The following is a 19106-nucleotide window of genomic DNA, read 5'->3' on the forward strand; positions in this document are numbered from 1 at the left end:
AGTAAGGAGCGTGAACCCAGTGGAAGAAAGAAAAGCTTTAATTATTCAAAAAATTAAAAACTACGGTATAGTAAAGGACCCACAATTGCTGGACCGCCCGGATGAGCTGGTACCATTGTGGGTCATGCTTGAAGCTATTTTAGAAGTGATTGAACGTTTTGATCCGCCTAATCGCCCTTTTGATTAACATCTGACAGTGAGCGTGCAAGCGTGTTCGTGATGACATCATTTTTCTCTACCGGGAACACCAGCTTACCTACCGCTTTACGCTCTTCAATTGGCGCTTTCTCCGATACAGCAGCCAGCTTCGCTCCAGAAGCGGTGAGAGCAACGATTTCTTTCGCTTCCTTGCAATAATAAGCTCCGACCAGCGATGCGCCGTTCGGACGCACTCGTTTGCCTTCTTTGAATTCAAACGTTTGAACGCCCTTGCCGCCTCTGCCCTGAATCGGATAATCGAGCAGCAGTGAACGCTTTGCAAATCCAATATCGGTAATGACGAGCACTTCGCCCTCATCCTCAGCAACCCATTCCGCGGCGATAAGCTCGTCTCCATCCTTAAGCTGTATGCCTCTTACACCAGTTGCTACTCTTCCCATCGGATTAACCTCAGTCTCAGTAAAACGTATACTCATACCTTGCTTCGTGATGAGCATGATTTGCTTCGAACTGTCGCTAAGCACTACCCGAATGACCTCGTCGCCATCGGAAACTTTGCAAGCCGCTACAGCGGTTGACCTCGTCGTTGCATATTCTTTAAGCTCGGTCCGTTTAACTTGGCCTCGTTTGGTTACAAAAACAAGCGAAGCGGTTGAGGCTAAAATATCTTTTATCGGGATGACGCTTACGATTGAATCATCCTTCGGAATCGGAACGACGTTGACGATTGCAGTTCCCGTGTCCTTCCATTTGAATTCCGGTATTTGGTGAACCGGCAATAAATAATATTGGCCCTTTCGCGTAAACAGAAGCAAATTGTCAATCGTATTGACCTCAAACAGCTCCCGCACGAAATCGCCTTCCTTGACCCCCGCGTTTTGCAGCTCTCCGCCCGATCTCGTGAACGACAGCATGCTCGTCCGTTTCACGTAGCCTTCATGGCTTAGCGTTACGAGAACATCCTCCGGTGTAACCAGCACTTCAAGGTTAACCTTCAGCTCCTCAATTTCACCGACAAGATCAGACCGGCGGTCAATTCCATATTTCGTCCGGATTTCCAGCAGCTCATCCTTTATGACGCCGATCAGCTTCTTATCGCTGGCCAAGATCGATTTCAAGTAAGCGATTTTTTTGAGCGCATCCTTAAGTTCTTTCTCAAGCGTAGTAATCTCCAAATTCGTTAAGCGATAGAGCTGTAACGTGAGGATTGCGTCCGCTTGGCGGGCCGTAAAGCTGTATTTAGCGATCAGGTTATCCTGCGCATCCGCACGGTTCTTGGATGCTTTGATCGTTGCAATGACCTCGTCCAATATATTGAGCGCCTTAACTAAGCCCTCGACCACATGAGCCCGATCCTCAGCCTTCTCAAGATCGTATTTCGTCCGGAACGTAACGACTTCCTTCTGATGCTCGATATAAGCGGATAAGATTTGCTTTAAACCAAGCTGCATTGGCGTTTTGTTCACAATCGCGACCATGTTAAAGCTATAAGCGACTTGCAGGTCCGTTTTCTTGAAAAAATAAGCTAAAATCCCTTGTGCATCCGCATCCTTCTTGAATTCCACAACGATACGAAGACCATTGCGTCCGCTCTCATCGCGAACTTCAGCGATTCCCTCGACCTTTTTCTCCAGCCGGATGTTCTCCATAGAGGTAACAAGCCTTGATTTCACGACCTGATAAGGAATTTCTGTAATGACAAGCTGCTGCTTGCCGCCACGCATTTCCTCGATAGCTGTTTTGGCGCGTATGTAAATACGGCCTTTGCCGGTGGCGAAAGCATCCCGAATGCCTTCCTCGCCCATAATGATGCCTCCGGTCGGAAAATCGGGGCCTTTCACGAAGGACATAAGCTCCTCAAGCGTAAGCTCGGGGCTACTCATAAGCGCAATACAAGCGTCAATAACCTCGCGTAGGTTATGGGGCGGAATTTCCGTGGCGAAGCCGGCAGAGATCCCGCTTGTTCCGTTTACGAGCAAATTGGGGTACCGCGACGGCAGCACCACAGGCTCCTTCGTCGTATTATCGAAATTATCTTTGAATTGTACGGTTCGTTTCTCGATATCTCTAAGCAGTTCCATCGCGATCGGCGACAAGCGTGCTTCCGTATAACGCATCGCTGCAGCAGGATCATCATCCTGCGAGCCCCAGTTGCCGTGACCGTCCACGAGCGGGTGCCCCATCTTCCACGGCTGCGCCATCCGCACCATGCCTTCATAGATGGATGAATCGCCATGCGGGTGATAGTTACCCATTACGTCGCCGACCGTTTTGGCCGATTTACGGTACTGCTTGTCCGGCGTATTGCCTGAATCATACATCGCATATAGAATACGACGCTGCACCGGCTTTAAGCCGTCGCGAACGTCAGGAATCGCGCGGTCCTGAATTATATACTTTGAATAGCGCCCAAAGCGGTCTCCTACAACCTCCTCCAAAAACGCCGGTAAAAATTGTTCCAGCATACTCATGCAGAACTCCCCCTATTCCTCATATTCCATAAAGTCGACATTCTCGACAATCCAGCGTTTGCGCGGGTCAACCTTATCTCCCATAAGCGTCGATACTCTGCGCTCCGCTTTTGCCGCATCCTCGATTTGCACTTGCAGAAGCGTCCGTTTCTCCGGATCCATCGTCGTTTCCCACAGCTGCTCGGGATTCATCTCTCCGAGTCCTTTATACCGCTGCAGCTCATAGTTCTTGCCATATTCCTTCAAATAATTTTGGAGCTGCTCGTCCGTCCAAGCATAACGGATCGTTTCCAGCTTCCCTGATTTACGGGTAATTTTGTACAATGGCGGCTGTGCGATATATACGCGTCCCAAGTCGATTAACGGTTTCATATAACGATAGAAAAAAGTAAGGAGCAGCACTTGTATATGGGCACCGTCTGTATCCGCATCCGTCATAATGATAATTTTATTATAGTTGCATTCCTCGGCTGCGAACTCCGAGCCGACGCCCGCACCGATTGCCGAAATAATCGCTTTATACTCGTCGTTTTTCAAAATATCGATAAGCTTTGCTTTCTCCGGATTCATCGGCTTGCCTTTAAGCGGCAGCAGCGCCTGTAATTTTGAATCACGGCCTTGCTTTGCAGAGCCTCCTGCGGAATCTCCTTCCACAATGAACAGCTCCGTGCGCGTAACGTCTTTAGACTGCGCGGGGGTTAGCTTGCCATTTAGATTGGAGCTCTCGCTTTTTTTCTTGCCGCTGCGTATTTCTTCACGGGCTTTACGCGCCGCCTCACGCGCTTTCGATGCCTGAAGCGATTTCTTTAGCAGCATTTGCGCGATTTGGGGGTTTTCCTCCAGAAATACCTGCATCTTCTCGGAAACGATCGCATCTACCGCGCTCCGGGCCGATGAGCTGCCGAGCTGATCCTTCGTCTGACCGACGAATTCTACCTCGGACATCTTAATATTAATGACAACCATCATCCCTTCGCGCAGATCATTGCCCTCAAGGTTTTTGTCTTTATCCTTCAGCATAGCCGTTTTACGGGCATAGTCATTCATGACGCGCGTATAAGCGGTTTTAAAACCGGTTTCATGCGTACCGCCGCCTCGCGTCGGGATCGAGTTAACGAAGGAGGCGATCGTCTCCGTATAACCGTCGTTATACTGCAGAGCTACCTCTACCTCAATTTCATCCCGTTCGCTTGCAAAGTGAATCACATCATGCAGCACCGTCTTGTTCTCGTTCAAAAATTGAACGAATTGGCGCGCTCCGCCTTCATAGTGAAACACATCCTGCTTGCCGCTGCGGTCGTCTTTAATCGACACCTTAAGCCCGGAGTTCAGAAACGCGATCTCCTGCAAGCGTTCGGCAAGCGTATCGTAGTTAAGCGTTGTTCCGTTCTGAAACACGCGTCCGTCGGGCTTGAACGTAACCTTCGTGCCTGTCCGGTTCGTCGTCCCAATGATCTCTAAACCGCGTACCGGCTCTCCGACATGCTCCCGGCCAGCTTCATCCACCCAGTATTCAAAGCGCTGTCTATGAATTTTGCCGTCACGGAAAATTTCAACCTCCAGCCATTCCGATAAGGCATTTGTAACCGAAGCGCCTACGCCGTGCAAGCCGCCGGATTTTTTGTAGCCTCCGCCGCCAAACTTGCCGCCCGCATGCAAAATGGTAAAAACAACTTGTGGTGTCGGAATACCGGTCTTATGCATGCCGGTTGGAATCCCCCGCCCGTTATCATGGACGGTTACCGCGCCGTTCTTATGCAGCGTTACTTCTATTGCCGAACAAAATTTGGCCAAATGCTCATCGACCGCATTATCGACAATTTCCCATACGAGATGATGCAGCCCTGAACTGCTTGTACTGCCTATGTACATGCCCGGCCTTTTCCTTACTGCAGTTAAGCCCTCAAGCACCTGTATATCATCGGCCTCGTAGTTCCGGTCTGCGGCCGCTGTATTTGTGAAGAGATCTGTTTGCTCTGTCATGAGCGTCCCCCAATCTGTTGTCACGTTTCCGTATCTTCAAGCTATTTTAATTCAAGATGTCCTGTTTCGTAAAGACACCAAAGGAGACGACCAGTGCGAAAGCCCCCCAAATCATAAGAACCGTAAGGGAAAACGGCAGTGTCATTCCTTCTATAGGAGGCGGCGATCCATCAAGATAACTGGTGAGCTTAAGATTAACGGCAAACAAATATTTAGCGCTCGTCCACGTCGATGTCATGCCTGACAAAATCGTTCCCGTAATGACTGCGGCCATCATCGTTACCATGCTTGCAGCTGTACTGCGGATGAGCACGGACACCATAAATGCAAGAAGCGCAACCGTCATTGCTGAAAACCATGCTAACCCTGCCTGCATCAATATATATTGCCACTGGGGTACTGCATGCGCATGTGTAAAATCAATGGCCGGCCCGCTTATTCGGAACCCGGTAAACACGGGCATCGTCCAGCCTTCATATCCAAAAAACAAGCCAGAAATCAAATAACAGAGTATTGCAGTTATGACAACTGTAAGCGATACGTATAAAACCAGTACAATAAGCTTGCTTAGCAGCACTTTCCAGCGTTTAATCGGTCTAGTGAGCAGCATTTTAATCGTGCCCGACGTTCGTTCACTTGATACAATGTCCGATCCTAGCGCTAAGACCAGAAGTGGAATAAATAAGGTAACTGCGTTGTCCAAAAAACTTCTCGTAAACGTTACCCCGTTCGGGGCGTTAGGATTAACATCATGATCCAAATAATATTGCAGCTGCTGCACAGCTGCGCGCCTGCTGCGCTTCCACTCTTCCGGAATTCGGTCGCTTGCAAGCGTATTTTCTAAATCAGTCATTTGCTGCAGCACCTGATTGCGCCAATCCGAAAATTTGGCAGCGTTGTTCTGTGCAACCTTCAGCTCAGCGTAAGTAAAAATAGGAATAAGCGCAAGCAAAATGAGAATAATTACGAAAAATCTTTTTTTCTTCCAAACTTTCAGCATCTCGTTTTGGATGAGCGGCAATAAGTTAACCATATGTTTCACCTTCCGTCAATGTTAGAAACAGCTCCTCCAGCGTTGGTGCTATTTGATGGACGGACATAACGCCGATTTGCTGCTCAACGAGCTTCTCTACGCTGCCGGGAATTTGATCGGCGGACATCGTTGTAATAATGGCATCCTCCATATTAGCGATCAACCCTTCGTCAAGCTGATGGGATTCCCTTTCAATCATTTGAATATCATAATTACGAGCTAATATCTGCTTGCCCAATTCCGGATTATCCAGCTGCCAAACCACGTAGCCGCTGGCCTGCTTAATAAGGTCGGATACACATCCTTCCGCAAGCACTCTTCCGCCGTTAATTATAGCGACCCTGTCACATAAAAGCTGGATTTCACTTAGTAAATGGCTCGATATAAAAACGCTCATACGCTGCTCGGCAAGCATTCGGACAAATTCACGCAGCTCCTTTATTCCTTTTGGATCAAGCCCGTTCGTCGGTTCATCCAAAATGAGCAGCTTCGGCCTGCCAAGCAGCGCTTGGGCGATTCCTAGCCGCTGCCGCATGCCCAGCGAATAGGTTTTGACCTTTTCATGAATCCGCTCCTCAAGTCTTACGATTGAGACGACTTCCCTAATGCGCGCCTCATCCGTTCCATCAAGCATGCGGACAAAATACTCCAGGTTCTCATAACCGGTTAAATACGGATAAGCCTCCGGATTTTCCACGATGCACCCGACATGCCGCAGAGCCATCTCCGGTTCCTTCTGTACGTGGTTTCCGCATATATAAACGTCGCCTGAGGTTGGTTTAATCAGATCGACCAGCATGCGGATAGTCGTCGTTTTCCCGGAGCCATTAGGACCGAGGAAGCCGAATATTTCCCCTTCATTTACCTCGAAGCTTACGTCGTGTATAATTGTTTTTCCGCGAATTTTTTTGTGCAGCCGCTTTACGGAAAGTACAGGTCTCATCATGATCTCCACCTACCTTCGTATTTCGTATCAGATTGGTCAACTTCGCATCACGTTAAACCGGTCTAATTCAACGAATCCAAAATGCGTGATGCCACTCTTTCATAACCGTTATGATTGGGATGGAAATGATCGTCTGAAAGGTAGTCGGCAATTTTCCCTTCAAACAAATCAAAGGTTGGTACCATGGTCATATTCGGATATCTATGCAGCAGAGCATACGCCTTCTCATTCCATTGCTGTACCTCCAGGCTTCCGCTGCGAAGCTCCTTGATATCGTAGAAGGGATTGTATAAACCGACATAAACGATTTTGGCGGTGCTGTTGATCGCATAAAGCTCACTAATGATCCGCTCAAAGCGCCCTAAAGCTGCGGGAAGCTCTTTCGAGAGTCCTTCCATACTGTAAGCCGACAGCTTACGGCCTGCATTCTGGGCACGCGCTGTATGAAATAAATCGTTGCCGCCAATCGTCAGAAGAATCAAATTAGCTTTCTGAAGCGCGTACGCAAAACCTTTGTCGCTGTCTAGCCTTTCTGCCAGCTGATCGGCGCGAAGACCGTTTATCGCGAGATTGTTAATTATTTTAACCGGCTTGTTCGTCGTTTTACGAAGACCTGCAGCAACCTGCTTTACATACCCGTCTCCTGTATTATCGCCGGTTCCCTTCGTGAGGGAATCGCCAAGGGCGACGATCCGAACTTCCGACGTTTTTTCAAGGGAACCAGCTTCGGTCCGAACGCCTTTCGGTTCTGCTGCAGTCGCTGCCTGCCCCTGATAAGGGAAAAGCATATCCTTGACCGCACAGCCGAAGCCAATCAACAATAATGCTGCGGCACATAGGGAAGCTGCCGCTAAACATCGCCACAGCCAATTCGTTTTCACGCTAAGACTCGCCTCCTTGCCTTACCTTGCAGTGCAAGCATGCATCAACCAAATAGTTGTTGTTAGCATGTTTTGCAGATAAGTGGGATTTATGTATGCAGCAGTGAAATTCATAAAAAAAAGAGGATGCCCGCGCGAGGCATACTCTTTCTTCTTGTACGATAAAGTTTGACTTTGCTCAACATCCTTCGTAAAATGGTTTACGATTAATGAGCAATTAAATTCATTTATTGAGGTAGCCAAATGAACGCGACTGAACGTATTGATTGCGTGAAATGCAAGTATTTCTTCATTACCTGGGAACCGGCCGCACCTAAAGGCTGCAAAGCCTTCGGCTTTAAAACGAAAATGCTGCCGAGCAGCATGGTTCTGCACTCCTCCGGAAAGCCTTGTATGCATTTCGAACCTAAACAAAAGTTGCACTCCTAAAGCTTGTCGGTTTATTTATGCTTAGACCAATTCGGATCGCTATTTTCTAACAAATAAGCGAAATCATTTTCCAATCGCTTTTGTTCCAATTTCTTTTTTTCTGCTTCCTGCTTACGAATATCTTCCTTGCGTGTCTCCTCGGCTTTCTTTAATTCCTCTGCCTGTGCTTTAAGCTTTGTTACGATATCTGCGCTCAACAGCTCATTGAGCAAAACAGGATTATCCTTCTCACTTTTCGCAGTGGATTTTGCCGAGGAAGAGACAGACTGTTTCCTTTTTTTACTCATAATAACTTTCCCTCGATTCTTAAATATGATTTCTAATTGAGCCTATTTATTAAAGAACATATTTACTTATAATAACACAAATGATTCGTTTATTGCCGCTAGTTAAACCTTACTGTATTAGATTCGCGACTTAACCTTCATTCCATTTTGCACCCTGCGGAATATGCCGAAAACCTCCGATTTGTTCCCCCCGCAGCGTTTATTTCGAAGCAGCTAAATAGAACGAAAGATTCATCTCCTGAAAACAAACTCTTATTATCGTTTTAACTAATATACATATTACCTAGAAGTCCGTTAGTTCTACATATAATAGGTAATTTTGGATAACAATAACGAAGAAAAGAGTTTGTCGAAGGGAATAAACCTTTATGAAGGAGCGCCGCTTGTTTAATAAACTCACCAAAGCTACCAAAAAAAATCAACACGACGATCGTGCTCAGCAGCAAAACGCCAATAACATACAGCCGCAGCTGCTTTATACTGATTTGCAGCAAAATGAGCAGCAGCTCCGTTCGATCTATTCCAATTGTTCGGATATCGTCTATCGTTCCTTCCTCATCGAAGGCCAAACGAAAGCCATCCTGGTCTATATTGAAGGACTGGCCGATTCCAGTGCGATTGAGGCAAACATCATTGCCCCCCTTATGCAAGAAGCTGAAGGGAAAGCGTATGAAATCGGGCAGCTCGCCGAGCGAAAAATATCTGCTTCACAAGCAAAGCCTTTTTCGAACTTTCAAGAGTGTATTGAATATTTATCGAACGGCCTGCCGATACTGCTCCGCGATCAAGAAGCGACGGGACTCGCTTTCGGATTGAACAAATGGGAAAAGCGCACCATCGATGAGCCTGTCGCAGAATCCAGCATTCGTGGACCGCGTGAAGGCTTCACTGAAACGCTGCGGACCAATACGTCCCTTATCCGCCGAATTGTTAAAAGTCCAGCGCTCAAAACGGAAACGATGAAAATCGGCGGATACACCCAAACCAATGTCGTCATCGCATACATCGAGGGGCTAGTTGAAGGGGCTTTGGTGGAAGAAGTGAAAAGCCGGCTTGAGCGCATCCGGATCGATGGCATTCTGGAAAGCGGATATATCGAGGAACTCATTGAGGATATGCCCTACTCGCCGTTTCCGCAGCTGCTCACAACGGAACGCCCGGATGTGACATGTGCCAATCTGCTCGAGGGGCGGGTAGCGATTATGGTAGAGGGAACTCCTTTTGTATTAATCGCACCCGTAACCCTATTCTCTTTTATGCAGTCTGCGGAAGATTATTACCAGCGGTTCTGGGTAAGCACCGCAATGCGTTGGCTCCGTTATCTGTTTACTTTGATTGCTTTGCTGCTTCCTTCGCTTTATGTTGCGATTCTGACCTTTCATCAAGAGATGGTGCCCGGCTCCCTGCTCATAAGCATGGCGTCCTCGCGGGAATCCGTTCCCTTTCCTGCCTTAATTGAAGCGCTCATCATGGAAGTGACCTTCGAAGCTCTGCGCGAAGCTGGCGTTCGGCTGCCTAAGCAGGTCGGCTCCGCCGTCAGCATTGTCGGAGCGCTCGTCATCGGCCAAGCGGCAGTGCAAGCCGGCCTTGTGTCTGCACCGATGGTCATTGTCGTTGCCATTACGGGGATCTCATCCTTTATGATTCCACGTTACACTGCAGGTATTGCGATACGGCTGTTGCGTTTCCCGTTAATTTTTCTCGCAGGCTCTTTAGGGCTGCTTGGCATTATGATGGGGCTTATCGCGATTGTAATCCATTTAAGCAGTCTGCGTTCTTTCGGCGTTCCTTATCTGTCAGCCGTCGCAATTCCACAAAAGAAGGAATTAAAAGACGTGTTGGTCCGGGCTCCTTGGTGGATGATGAATACACGTCCGCGTTTTACGGGGGATTATAACGCGTACAGGCAAGCTCCTAATCAAAAACCGGGACCTGAACGGGGTGGCGAAACCTGATTTAAAGCTGTAGTACGATCTGCTCTTTCGTTCATTCCGCTGCTTTTGCTGCTTGTGGCCGTTATTATTAATTGAAAATCGGCAGACAAGGGGGATCCGGCTCTGTGAAAATACTTTTTAAATGTTTGACGTTGGTCTTTATAATCGTATTTCTTGATGGATGTTGGGACCGTACGGAGCTTAACGATTTGGCGCTTATTACAGCGATGTCCTTCGATCTGGCGGAGGACAAGCAAATTCAAACGACCGTACAAATCATCGTTCCGCAAAACCAAGGCGGATCCATGACGGGCGGAGTAAGCGGCGGAGCGCCGAAAAAGACAACCGTACGCAGTGAAAAAGGAATCAACATTTCCGATGCGCTGTCCAAGCTTCAACGGAAAATTCCACGGAAACTATTTTGGGGACAGTGCAAAGTATTTATATTCAGCGAACAGGTCGCTAAATTAGGCATCAAGGATGAATTCGATTTTTTGGTCCGTCATCCGCAGCCTAGAGAGCGAGCTTACATGTTTGTGAGCAAAGGAAAAGCGGCTGAATCACTCGAATTGTTCCCCCCTATTGAACGCACTTCCTCGGAAGTGTTAAGGGAATTCGCCGACTTGCAGATCGGGATCAAAGTTACACTCGAGCAGGTTAGCATAAGGTTGAAAGGAGATGCTGAGGCTTATGCTCTACCAATCGTACATAATCTGCCAAAAGCCAAGTCGGCTGAACGTTTCCAAACGATTCCCTATATTATGGGAACCGCTCTATTCAAAAAAGACAGAATGGTCGGACAAATTTCGGAAAAATCGACGCGCGGCGTGATGTGGATTTTAAACGAAATCGATGAATACACCGTTACTTTCGAGATGGACGGGGCAAAAAATCTCGTTTCGTTAAAACCGGTTAGAGCCAAAGTAAAGCTCATCCCAAAAATAGAAGGCGACAAATGGCTGATGACGGTCAAGGTAAAAGCAGAAGGGGACATGATTCAGAACGGCACTGACCTGAATCCAATGAATCCGAGGTTATTGAAGGAGATGGACCAGGCGTTCCAGGATGATGTAAGAGAGCGTATTAAGCTTGCGCTTCGTGAAGTTCAACATAAGAATAAGACAGACATTTTAGGCTTTGCAACTGCATTTCATCGGAAATACCCGAAGCATTGGGAGAGTAACAAAGACCGTTGGGATGAGCAGTTTCCAAAGGTTGAAGTAAAGATTGATGTCAATGCGTCAATCAAAAGACCGGGACTAATCAACGCGCCGGGCGGAATACCTGAAGATGAGGTGCAGCAAAAATGAGACTGGCTTTATTTATTGGCGTGACAATTGCCGCGCTGCTTATCCTGTGGTGCGACTGGCCGCGAATGAAAGAAAAACCGATGAAGGATAAAGCGGCATTCGTAACGCTGCTCCTTATCGGATGGCTGTTGTCCACGCTGGATCTTCCACACACGCCGGGCCCTATTACGCTGCTGGAAACCATCTTCAAGCCGTTTAGGGGATTGGTAGAAAAATAAAGAGTGGTGAAACAGAGTGTTGGAGAAAGGAAAAATATCAGGCTTCCAAATGACGCTGATGCTGTATCCGACCGTATTGGCCACAGGATTTCTCTCCCTGCCTACGATTACGTCCCAATATGCTCAAAACGACCTATGGATGACGGGATTCCTCTCCTTCTTTATGGGTTTTATTACAGTACATGCTGCAGTCCGGCTTCACGAGCTTTATCCGAACGAGAACATCATTCAGCACAGTGAACGGATTGTCGGGAAATTAGCAGGGAAAATCATCGGCACCATTTTCTTTCTCTATGCCATCCATAGCACCGGAACGATTATCCGCATTTATGCCGAATTCGTGAATGGCAGCTTCCTGTTCAAAACGCCGATTCTGATTATCATCTCCTCCATGGTTTTGCTCGCATCCTTTACCGTTCGTGGCGGTTTAGAGACCATGGCGAGGAGCGCCGTCATTTTTACGCCGATTTTCATTTTCTCTTTAATGTTTCTTCTGCTCCTTATTCCTGACCTGGATGTCCGAAACATCTTCCCCATTCTTAGCCATGGAATCATCCCTGTGCTCAAAGGAACGGCCACGCCCCAGGCCTGGATATGTGAATTGTTCTTTATGACCTATTTCCTGCCCGGCTTGTCCAATCCGGACAAAGGACGAAAGTGGGGCAATCTGGCATTAGTCGCCATCGTGCTCAGTATGGCATATGTCAATTTGATTGTATTATTTTTGTTTGGACCGGACACGGAAGACAAATCGTACCCTGTCCTGGTCGCATTCCGTTATATTAGCGCCGCCGGTTTTTTTGAAAATTTGGAGGCGCTGCTTCTCGCGATGTGGGTCGTCGGAAACTTCATCAAGATCTCCGTGTTTTTCTATGCGGCGATTCTTTCTTTGGCACAAACACTGCATTTATCGGAGTATCGGCCCATAGTCTTCCCGATGGGCATCTTGGCGGTCCTGTTCAGCTTGTGGGATTTACCGGACTCTGCCAGATTGGGAATCCATTTAAAGTATATAGCTCCATTCGAAATACCGGCAGTGTTGACACTTATCCCGCTGCTGCTTCTTCTTATCAATCGTTTGCGCAAAATCTGAACATAAGGAGCTAAAGGCCGATGTTGGAGAAAGGAAAAATATCTGGCTATCAAATGGCGCTGCTGCTGTACCCGACGGTGTTGGCCACAGGATTTCTCGCCCTTCCGACCATAACGGCCCAATACGCCCGGAATGACCTTTGGATGACGGGCCTCCTCTCATCCCTATCGGGTATCATTACCGTATATGCGGCGTCCCGGCTGCATCAACTCTATCCAAATGAAACGATCATCCAGCACAGTGAGCGTATAGCCGGAGTACTGCCTGGCAAAATAATGTGTATCCTATTCTTTATCTATACGATTCAGAGTACCGGTTCCATTATCCGTCAGTATGCCGAATTCGTTAATGGCAGCTTTCTGTTTAAAACGCCGATTATGTTAATTATTTCCTCCATGGTTTTACTCACTTGTTTTGCCGTACGCGGCGGATTGGAAATTTTGGCAAGGTGCGCAGTCATCTTCACACCTATTTTTATTTTGCCGTTATTTTTCCTTCTGCTTCTTTTTCCTGATTTGGATATCAAAAACGTTTTCCCGACTTTAAACCACGGAATTATCCCTGTTCTCCAAGGTACGATCGCACCGCAAGCCTGGAACAGCGAAATGTTTTTTATGACCTTCTTCCTGCCTTGCTTGAGCAATCCGGAAAAAGGCAAGAAGTGGGGCATGATTTCATTGTGTGCCATTGTAATAAGTATGACGTATGTAAATCTCATTACATTATTTTTGCTTGGGCCTGATATCGGCAATAAAATTTATCCGATTCTAATCGCATTCCGTTATATTAGCATCGCCAATTTTATTGAAAATTTGGATTCGCTGCTATTGGCGATGTGGGTTGTCGGAAATTTCATAAAGATCAGCGTATTTTTTTATGTGGCCGTCCTTACATTCGCAGAAACTTTGAAGCTGTCGGATTATCGGCCAGTCGTCTTTCCGCTTGGAATTTTAACGATAATACTCAGCTTGTGGGGTATCCCGAACTTCTCCGCTCTATCAACCTATTTAATGCTCGCCGTTCCGTTTCAAGCATTTATAGCGTTAAATCTCATCCCGATACTTCTGCTTTTTATTAATCGATTGCGCAAAAAGAATATATAAAAAGCCATAAGGTCATCAATAGCATGTGAAATCCAATAGATGGATTCAAAAAAACCTCCAGATTCACATATCGTGAATTTCGGAGGTTTCTTAGTTCATTGTAAATTACTCACCGTATTCGATATAGAGCGCTTCTGCGGCAATACGTGCCGTTTCGCGCGCCTGTCGGGCATCTGAAGCAGTGCTTAGCGCAACGGCCATACGGCGCCCTACCTTTGTCTCCGGCTTGCCGAACACGCGAACCTGCGTGTTTGGCACTGCAAGAGCTTCCTCGATACCGCCGATGCGGAATGAGGCAGCCTCACGGTCCGCTTTCAACGTATGCGATGCGCCTGGGCTCAGCAAACGGATCGTCGGAATCGGAAACCCTAAAATAGCACGTACATGGAGAGCAAATTCGGATAAATCCTGGGTAGCCATCGTTACCATGCCTGTATCATGCGGGCGCGGCGACACTTCACTGAATAGAACGCCGTCCTTCGTGAGGAACAGCTCGACGCCGTAAATGCCATACCCGCCAAGCTCATCCGTAATACGCAGTGCTATCGCTTCCGCTTGAGCAATTTGCTGCTCGGTCATATCATGCGGCTGCCAGGATTCAATGTAATCGCCATCCTTCTGAACATGTCCGATCGGCGGGCAATAGCTCGTACCCGAAACGGAGCGAACGGTCAGCAGCGTAATTTCGGATTCAAATGTAATGAATCCCTCCACGATAATCCGCTGCTTCTTCGCGCGGCCGCCCTCCATCGCATAGTTCCAGCATGCTTCAAGCTCCGCCTCGGAGCGGCACACGCTCTGCCCTTTGCCCGAAGAACTCATGATCGGCTTAATGACGCAAGGAAAGCCGAGCTCAGCTGCCGCAAGCCGAAGCTCGTCCAGCGTATCGGCGAAACGGTAAGGTGCCGTCGGGAGCTCCAATGTCTCGGCAGCAAGGCGGCGAATGCCTTCGCGGTCCATCGTCAGCCATGCGGCGCGTGCTGTTGGAATGACGCGGTGTCCCTCCTTCTCAAGCTCAAGCAGCGTTTCCGTAGCGATCGCTTCGATCTCTGGAACGATAAAGTCCGGACGCTCCTCTTCGATAATGCGGCGAAGCTCCGCTCCGTCCAGCATATCGACCGTATAGCTGCGATGCGCGACCTGCATGGCCGGTGCGTTCGTATACCGGTCTACGGCGATCGTTTCAACGCCTAGTCGCTGAGCCTCCAGCACAACCTCTTTTCCAAGTTCGCCAGAGCCGAGCAGCAGCAGTTTACGAGCGTTCGATGTTAGCGGTGATCCATACATAAACAAAAAGAACCTCCTGGAAGCAAATCGAAACGTGTCCGCTGCCTGAAAGGATGCGGACAAGCGCTTCGGTTCGTTTTTTCTTCCATTGTGGAGGTTCCAAGGGTAAAAATCAACCATTTTATGCACAGCTGTTAAAGAAAACGGTATTGCGCCTCAATCAAGCCGTTATAAACACCGCGTCTTGCAATGAGCGATTCATGATTGCCCTGCTCTACGATCTGACCATGGTCAAGCACGATAATTTCATCCGCATGTCGAATCGTTGACAAACGGTGAGCGATCATGAAGGATGTGCGGCCCGCCAGCAGCGCTTTAAGCGCCTCTTGAATTTTCAATTCGGTTTCGGTATCGATGCTTGCCGTCGCTTCATCCAAAATCAAAATTTGCGGATCAGCAAGCAATGCGCGCGCGAATGACAACAGCTGGCGTTGGCCCATGGAGAGCACATTTCCTCTCTCCTCTACCTGTGTATCATACCCGTCAGGCAGCCCCATAATGAAATCATGGGCGTTAACGGCCTGAGCCGCCTTCACGACTTCCGCATCCGTTGCATTCAGTCGTCCGTAACGGATATTGTCGCGGATCGTGCCTGCGAAAATAAACGTATCCTGGAGCACGATGCCGACCTGCGAGCGCAAACTCTCAATCGTGACGTCCCTGATATCGACGCCATCGATGAGCACGCGCCCCTCTACCGGATCATAGAAGCGGCAGAGCAGGTTAATGATCGTGCTTTTGCCTGAACCGGTATGTCCTACAAGCGCAATGGATTGACCTGCTTTCACATCAATCGTAACGCCCTTCAGAGCCGGCCTTCCCTTCTCGTACTCGAACACGATGCGGTCGAACTTCACGGCGCCCTTAATTTTTAGCAGCGGCTTAGCATGGGTTAACTCGGCGACTGTCGGCTCCTCATCTATAAATTCGAAGATGCGCTCCGATGATGCCATCGCAATGAGCAGCTGGGAATACATTTGACCGAGACGGTTGATCGGATCCCAAAAGTTTCCGATATAGTTGGCATATCCGACCAGCAATCCGACTGTGATCGCCCCTGCTTGAATGAGATGGGCGCCGTACCAGAACAGGATAAAGGTTCCGATTGCCGATGTGACCTCGATAATGGGTCCAAAGGCTTGGTTAAGCGCGGATGCTTTGTTCCACGACTTGATATTGACTGTATTCATATGTTCGAAAAAGCTCATGTTGTCTTTTTCCTGCACGTAAGCCTGCGTTACTTTCATCCCTTGAATGCTTTCATTCAAGTGGGAGTTGATGCGGGATTGCTTCATCCTGACATCCTGCCAGGCGAAACGGATTCTTTTGCGCAAAGTCGTCGATACGAGAAACATGAGCGGCACGGTAATCATCACCGCAAGTCCAAGCTTAAAGTTCCATACGAGCAAAATAATAACGATACCGAATAGCTGGACACAGTCCATCAGCAGGTTGACGACCCCGTTCGTGAACAGATCCTGCAGCGCATTGACGTCGTTCGTTACGCGAACGAGCACCGAGCCTGCCGGACGTTTATCGTAGAAGCGGAAGCTCAACTTTTGAATATGCTGGAACAAATGGTTTCTGAGGTCATAAATGACCTTTTGTCCGATAATGTTCGTATATTTGATCCGGTACGTATTGGATGCCCATTGGATAATATACAACAATAGCATAATAGCGGCGATGGTAAGCAGCTTCGGTACACTCGTTGCCCCGCTCCCGGGGGCGATCGCTTCGTCGATCGCCAGGATAACGAGCGCCGGCACGCCGAGCCGGGTCATCGTCCCGAGAATCATCATGAAAATAACAGGCATCAATTGTTTCGAATAAGGCTTCATGTACATGAACAACCGGCGTAATTGTCCCCAGTTAAATGGTTTTTCGATAAGCTCGTCGTCCTGATAGATGAACCGTTCATTTTTATTGCTGGCCTTTGCATTGACACTCGTGCTCATTATACGGTACTCCCTTTCCGATCTTCCGCCGCGGCCAGTGGCGCATCAACCAGCGGGTAATCAGCATATTGAATGTTGTAGGTGTCGCGGTAAGGTCCCTGCTGCGCAATTAATTGCGCATGCGATCCGCGCTGAACGATATGGCCCTTGTCGAGTACGATGATCTCATCGGCATGTCTGAGCGAAGAAATCCGGTGAGCGATTATGAAGGTCGTTCGGCCGGCCATCAGCTCCTTGAAGCCTGCTTGTATTTCATGCTCGGTTTCCATATCTACAGCGCTGGTTGCGTCATCCAAAATAAGAATGCGCGGGTTTTTGATCAGCGCTCTCGCAATCGCGATCCGCTGCTTCTGTCCGCCGGATAAGCCCATCCCTCTTTCGCCGACGATCGTATCGTAGCCTAGCGGCAGCTCCATGATGAAGTCATGCGCTTTGGCCAGCTTAGCCGCGTTCTCGATTTGTTCCGGAGTTACATCTTTAATCCCGTATGCGATATTGTCGCGGATCGAGGCCGAGAACAAAAACGTTTCTTGAAATACAGGCGCTATCAGGCGGCGAAGGCTTGCAACGTCCAGGTTACGGATATCGATGCCATCAAGCGTTATCGAACCATTTTTCACGTTATAGGCTCTCATCAGCAGTTGAATAATCGTCGATTTCCCCGAGCCCGTCGCTCCAAGAAATCCGATGACAGAGCCGGCTGGCGCGTCGATCACAATGTCGGTTACAGCTGGCGATTTGTCTGGATAGCTGAAGGTAACATGGTCAAAGCGTACATGGCCTTTTACCGAATCATTGTTGACTTCAATCGCATGCTCAATATTTTGGACATGGACATGCTCGTTCAGTAATCCCAGCACCCGCTCGCCTGATGCTTTGAACTGCGTATAGTTGTTAATATGGAACCCGAGTCCCCACATCGGACCGATAATGTACCAGATCAAGCTGAAGAATGCGACGAACTCGCCTAGCTTGAGCGAATGATTAATGACGAGAATACCGCCGGTAACAAGCAGGATGACAGCGCTTAAGTTAGCTACAAGCTCCATGACCGGGAAAAATTTTGCCCAAATCTTAGCGGCGCCGACTTGGTTCGTTTGATACGCTTCGCTCCGTACCGAAAATTTCGATACCTCATGCGATTCGCGCGCAAATGATTTGACTGTACGAACGCCTGTGATGTTCTCCTGCACCGCTGTCGTTAAGTTACTCATTGCTTGGCGCATTTCACGAAATGCGGGATGAATGTTGCGTTCGAAGCGAATCGCAGCGAAGCCTAGCAGCGGTATCGTTACTAGCGTGATGAGCGTCAGCTGCCAATGAATCGACAGCATCATGACGCCGCCGAACACGACCATGAGCACCATGTTTAAAATCTGCGCGAAGCCAAAGCCGATAAAGTTGCGGATCGCTTCCAGATCCGCTGTCAGACGCGACATCAGATCGCCCGTCTTCGCTTTGTCGTAATACTGAAAGGACAGCGTTTGCAGCTTGTCGTACAAAGCGTTCCGCATCCGGAACGCAACCCGGTTTCCAAGGCGTCCGCCAAAAAATCCGTGCAAAAACTGCATAAAGCCTTTAAATGTGACGACTCCAACTACCGTAAAAGCAAGCGCCGGTACAAGCTCGAATTTCTGTGGGGTGATCACATCATCAATCAAGTATCGCAGCAAATTCGGATAGACAAGTCCGAGCGCTGTAGCGCTCATTAAGCATAGGATGGAGGAGAACAAAAACTTCCGTTCCGCCCAATAGAATGCTTTCAACTGCCTTAATACGTCCAAGTAAATCCATCTCCCCGTTGCTATTTTGTAAGTATGGTTGAATATTATCAGCATCGGGAAATGCGAGCAAACAGTAGAAATATGCGTATATGTGATTGATACCGCTTATATTGGCGAAATGGAAATTGGAAACGGCCAATGCTCCCAAATGGTCTTAAATCATTACATATATGTGCCAATTACTCACTTTTTGCACAGAAACACACAAATATAAAAAAAGCTTTTGCAGG

15 protein-coding genes are annotated in these 19106 nt (G+C 48.2%); 6 read left to right on the plus strand and 9 right to left on the minus strand.

The annotated features are described in order from the left end of the window. The first annotated feature begins 19 nt into the window (after window positions 1–19). Window positions 20–187, plus strand: a complete 168-nt coding sequence (locus tag AC0YNZ_RS06165; protein ID WP_181426045.1) for a hypothetical protein — start codon at window positions 20–22, stop codon at window positions 185–187. On the opposite strand, the gene gyrA is transcribed toward AC0YNZ_RS06165, so the two are convergent. The 6 genes from gyrA to AC0YNZ_RS06195 all read right to left on the minus strand — a co-directional run bounded on the left by gyrA (window position 168) and on the right by AC0YNZ_RS06195 (window position 8189). Beyond that, the gene (gene gyrA / locus AC0YNZ_RS06170; RefSeq protein ID WP_475825794.1) at window positions 168–2630 is read right to left on the minus strand and encodes a DNA gyrase subunit A; all 2463 of its coding nucleotides are present in this window, start codon (window positions 2628–2630) and stop codon (window positions 168–170) included. The two genes, AC0YNZ_RS06165 and gyrA, sit on opposite strands and share 20 nt — an antisense overlap. A 12-nt stretch (window positions 2631–2642) precedes the next feature. Then, the gene (parE, locus tag AC0YNZ_RS06175; protein ID WP_475825795.1) at window positions 2643–4613 is read right to left on the minus strand and encodes a DNA topoisomerase IV subunit B; all 1971 of its coding nucleotides are present in this window, start codon (window positions 4611–4613) and stop codon (window positions 2643–2645) included. Between the two features lie 46 nt (window positions 4614–4659). Continuing rightward, window positions 4660–5646, minus strand: coding sequence for an ABC transporter permease (locus AC0YNZ_RS06180; protein ID WP_475825796.1), 987 nt, complete (start codon window positions 5644–5646; stop codon window positions 4660–4662). After that, window positions 5639–6592, minus strand: coding sequence for an ABC transporter ATP-binding protein (locus tag AC0YNZ_RS06185; RefSeq protein WP_475825797.1), 954 nt, complete (start codon window positions 6590–6592; stop codon window positions 5639–5641). Before AC0YNZ_RS06185 ends, AC0YNZ_RS06180 begins: the two co-directional genes overlap by 8 nt. A 62-nt stretch (window positions 6593–6654) precedes the next feature. After that, window positions 6655–7473: a GDSL-type esterase/lipase family protein gene (locus tag AC0YNZ_RS06190; RefSeq protein ID WP_475825798.1), complete on the minus strand. Its 819-nt coding sequence runs from the start codon at window positions 7471–7473 to the stop codon at window positions 6655–6657. Window positions 7474–7913: 440 nt separating this feature from the next. After that, window positions 7914–8189 carry a YqkE family protein gene (locus tag AC0YNZ_RS06195; protein WP_475825799.1) on the minus strand — a complete coding sequence of 92 codons (276 nt, stop codon included), beginning with the start codon at window positions 8187–8189 and terminating at the stop codon, window positions 7914–7916. 368 nt (window positions 8190–8557) lie between these two features. Between AC0YNZ_RS06195 and AC0YNZ_RS06200 the strand changes: the two genes are divergently transcribed. The 5 genes from AC0YNZ_RS06200 (at window position 8558) to AC0YNZ_RS06220 (ending at window position 13847) form a co-directional block, all read left to right on the plus strand. Further along, window positions 8558–10144: a spore germination protein gene (locus tag AC0YNZ_RS06200; RefSeq protein ID WP_475825800.1), complete on the plus strand. Its 1587-nt coding sequence runs from the start codon at window positions 8558–8560 to the stop codon at window positions 10142–10144. 104 nt (window positions 10145–10248) lie between these two features. After that, entirely contained in the window at window positions 10249–11433 is a 1185-nt protein-coding gene (locus tag AC0YNZ_RS06205; protein WP_475825801.1) for a Ger(x)C family spore germination protein, read from the plus strand. Further along, complete coding sequence (locus AC0YNZ_RS06210; RefSeq protein ID WP_475825802.1) at window positions 11430–11651, plus strand: hypothetical protein; 222 nt, start codon at window positions 11430–11432, stop codon at window positions 11649–11651. Before AC0YNZ_RS06205 ends, AC0YNZ_RS06210 begins: the two co-directional genes overlap by 4 nt. A 16-nt stretch (window positions 11652–11667) precedes the next feature. Then, window positions 11668–12744, plus strand: coding sequence for a GerAB/ArcD/ProY family transporter (locus AC0YNZ_RS06215; RefSeq protein ID WP_475825803.1), 1077 nt, complete (start codon window positions 11668–11670; stop codon window positions 12742–12744). 20 nt (window positions 12745–12764) lie between these two features. Further along, window positions 12765–13847: a GerAB/ArcD/ProY family transporter gene (locus tag AC0YNZ_RS06220; protein ID WP_475825804.1), complete on the plus strand. Its 1083-nt coding sequence runs from the start codon at window positions 12765–12767 to the stop codon at window positions 13845–13847. A gap of 105 nt (window positions 13848–13952) precedes the next feature. Here AC0YNZ_RS06220 and purT read toward each other — a convergent pair whose 3' ends face one another. From purT to AC0YNZ_RS06235, 3 genes are all read right to left on the minus strand, one after another. Next, window positions 13953–15134: a formate-dependent phosphoribosylglycinamide formyltransferase gene (gene purT / locus AC0YNZ_RS06225; RefSeq protein ID WP_475826154.1), complete on the minus strand. Its 1182-nt coding sequence runs from the start codon at window positions 15132–15134 to the stop codon at window positions 13953–13955. A gap of 134 nt (window positions 15135–15268) precedes the next feature. Next, window positions 15269–17092 carry an ABC transporter ATP-binding protein gene (locus tag AC0YNZ_RS06230; RefSeq protein ID WP_475825805.1) on the minus strand — a complete coding sequence of 608 codons (1824 nt, stop codon included), beginning with the start codon at window positions 17090–17092 and terminating at the stop codon, window positions 15269–15271. Beyond that, window positions 17092–18876 (minus strand): ABC transporter ATP-binding protein, encoded by a 1785-nt coding sequence (locus AC0YNZ_RS06235; protein WP_475825806.1) that lies wholly within the window; start codon window positions 18874–18876, stop codon window positions 17092–17094. The genes AC0YNZ_RS06230 and AC0YNZ_RS06235 overlap by 1 nt, the downstream gene beginning before the upstream one ends. Window positions 18877–19106: the final 230 nt, after the last annotated feature.

It is taken from the genome of Paenibacillus sp. J2L1-98 (assembly GCF_056269405.1).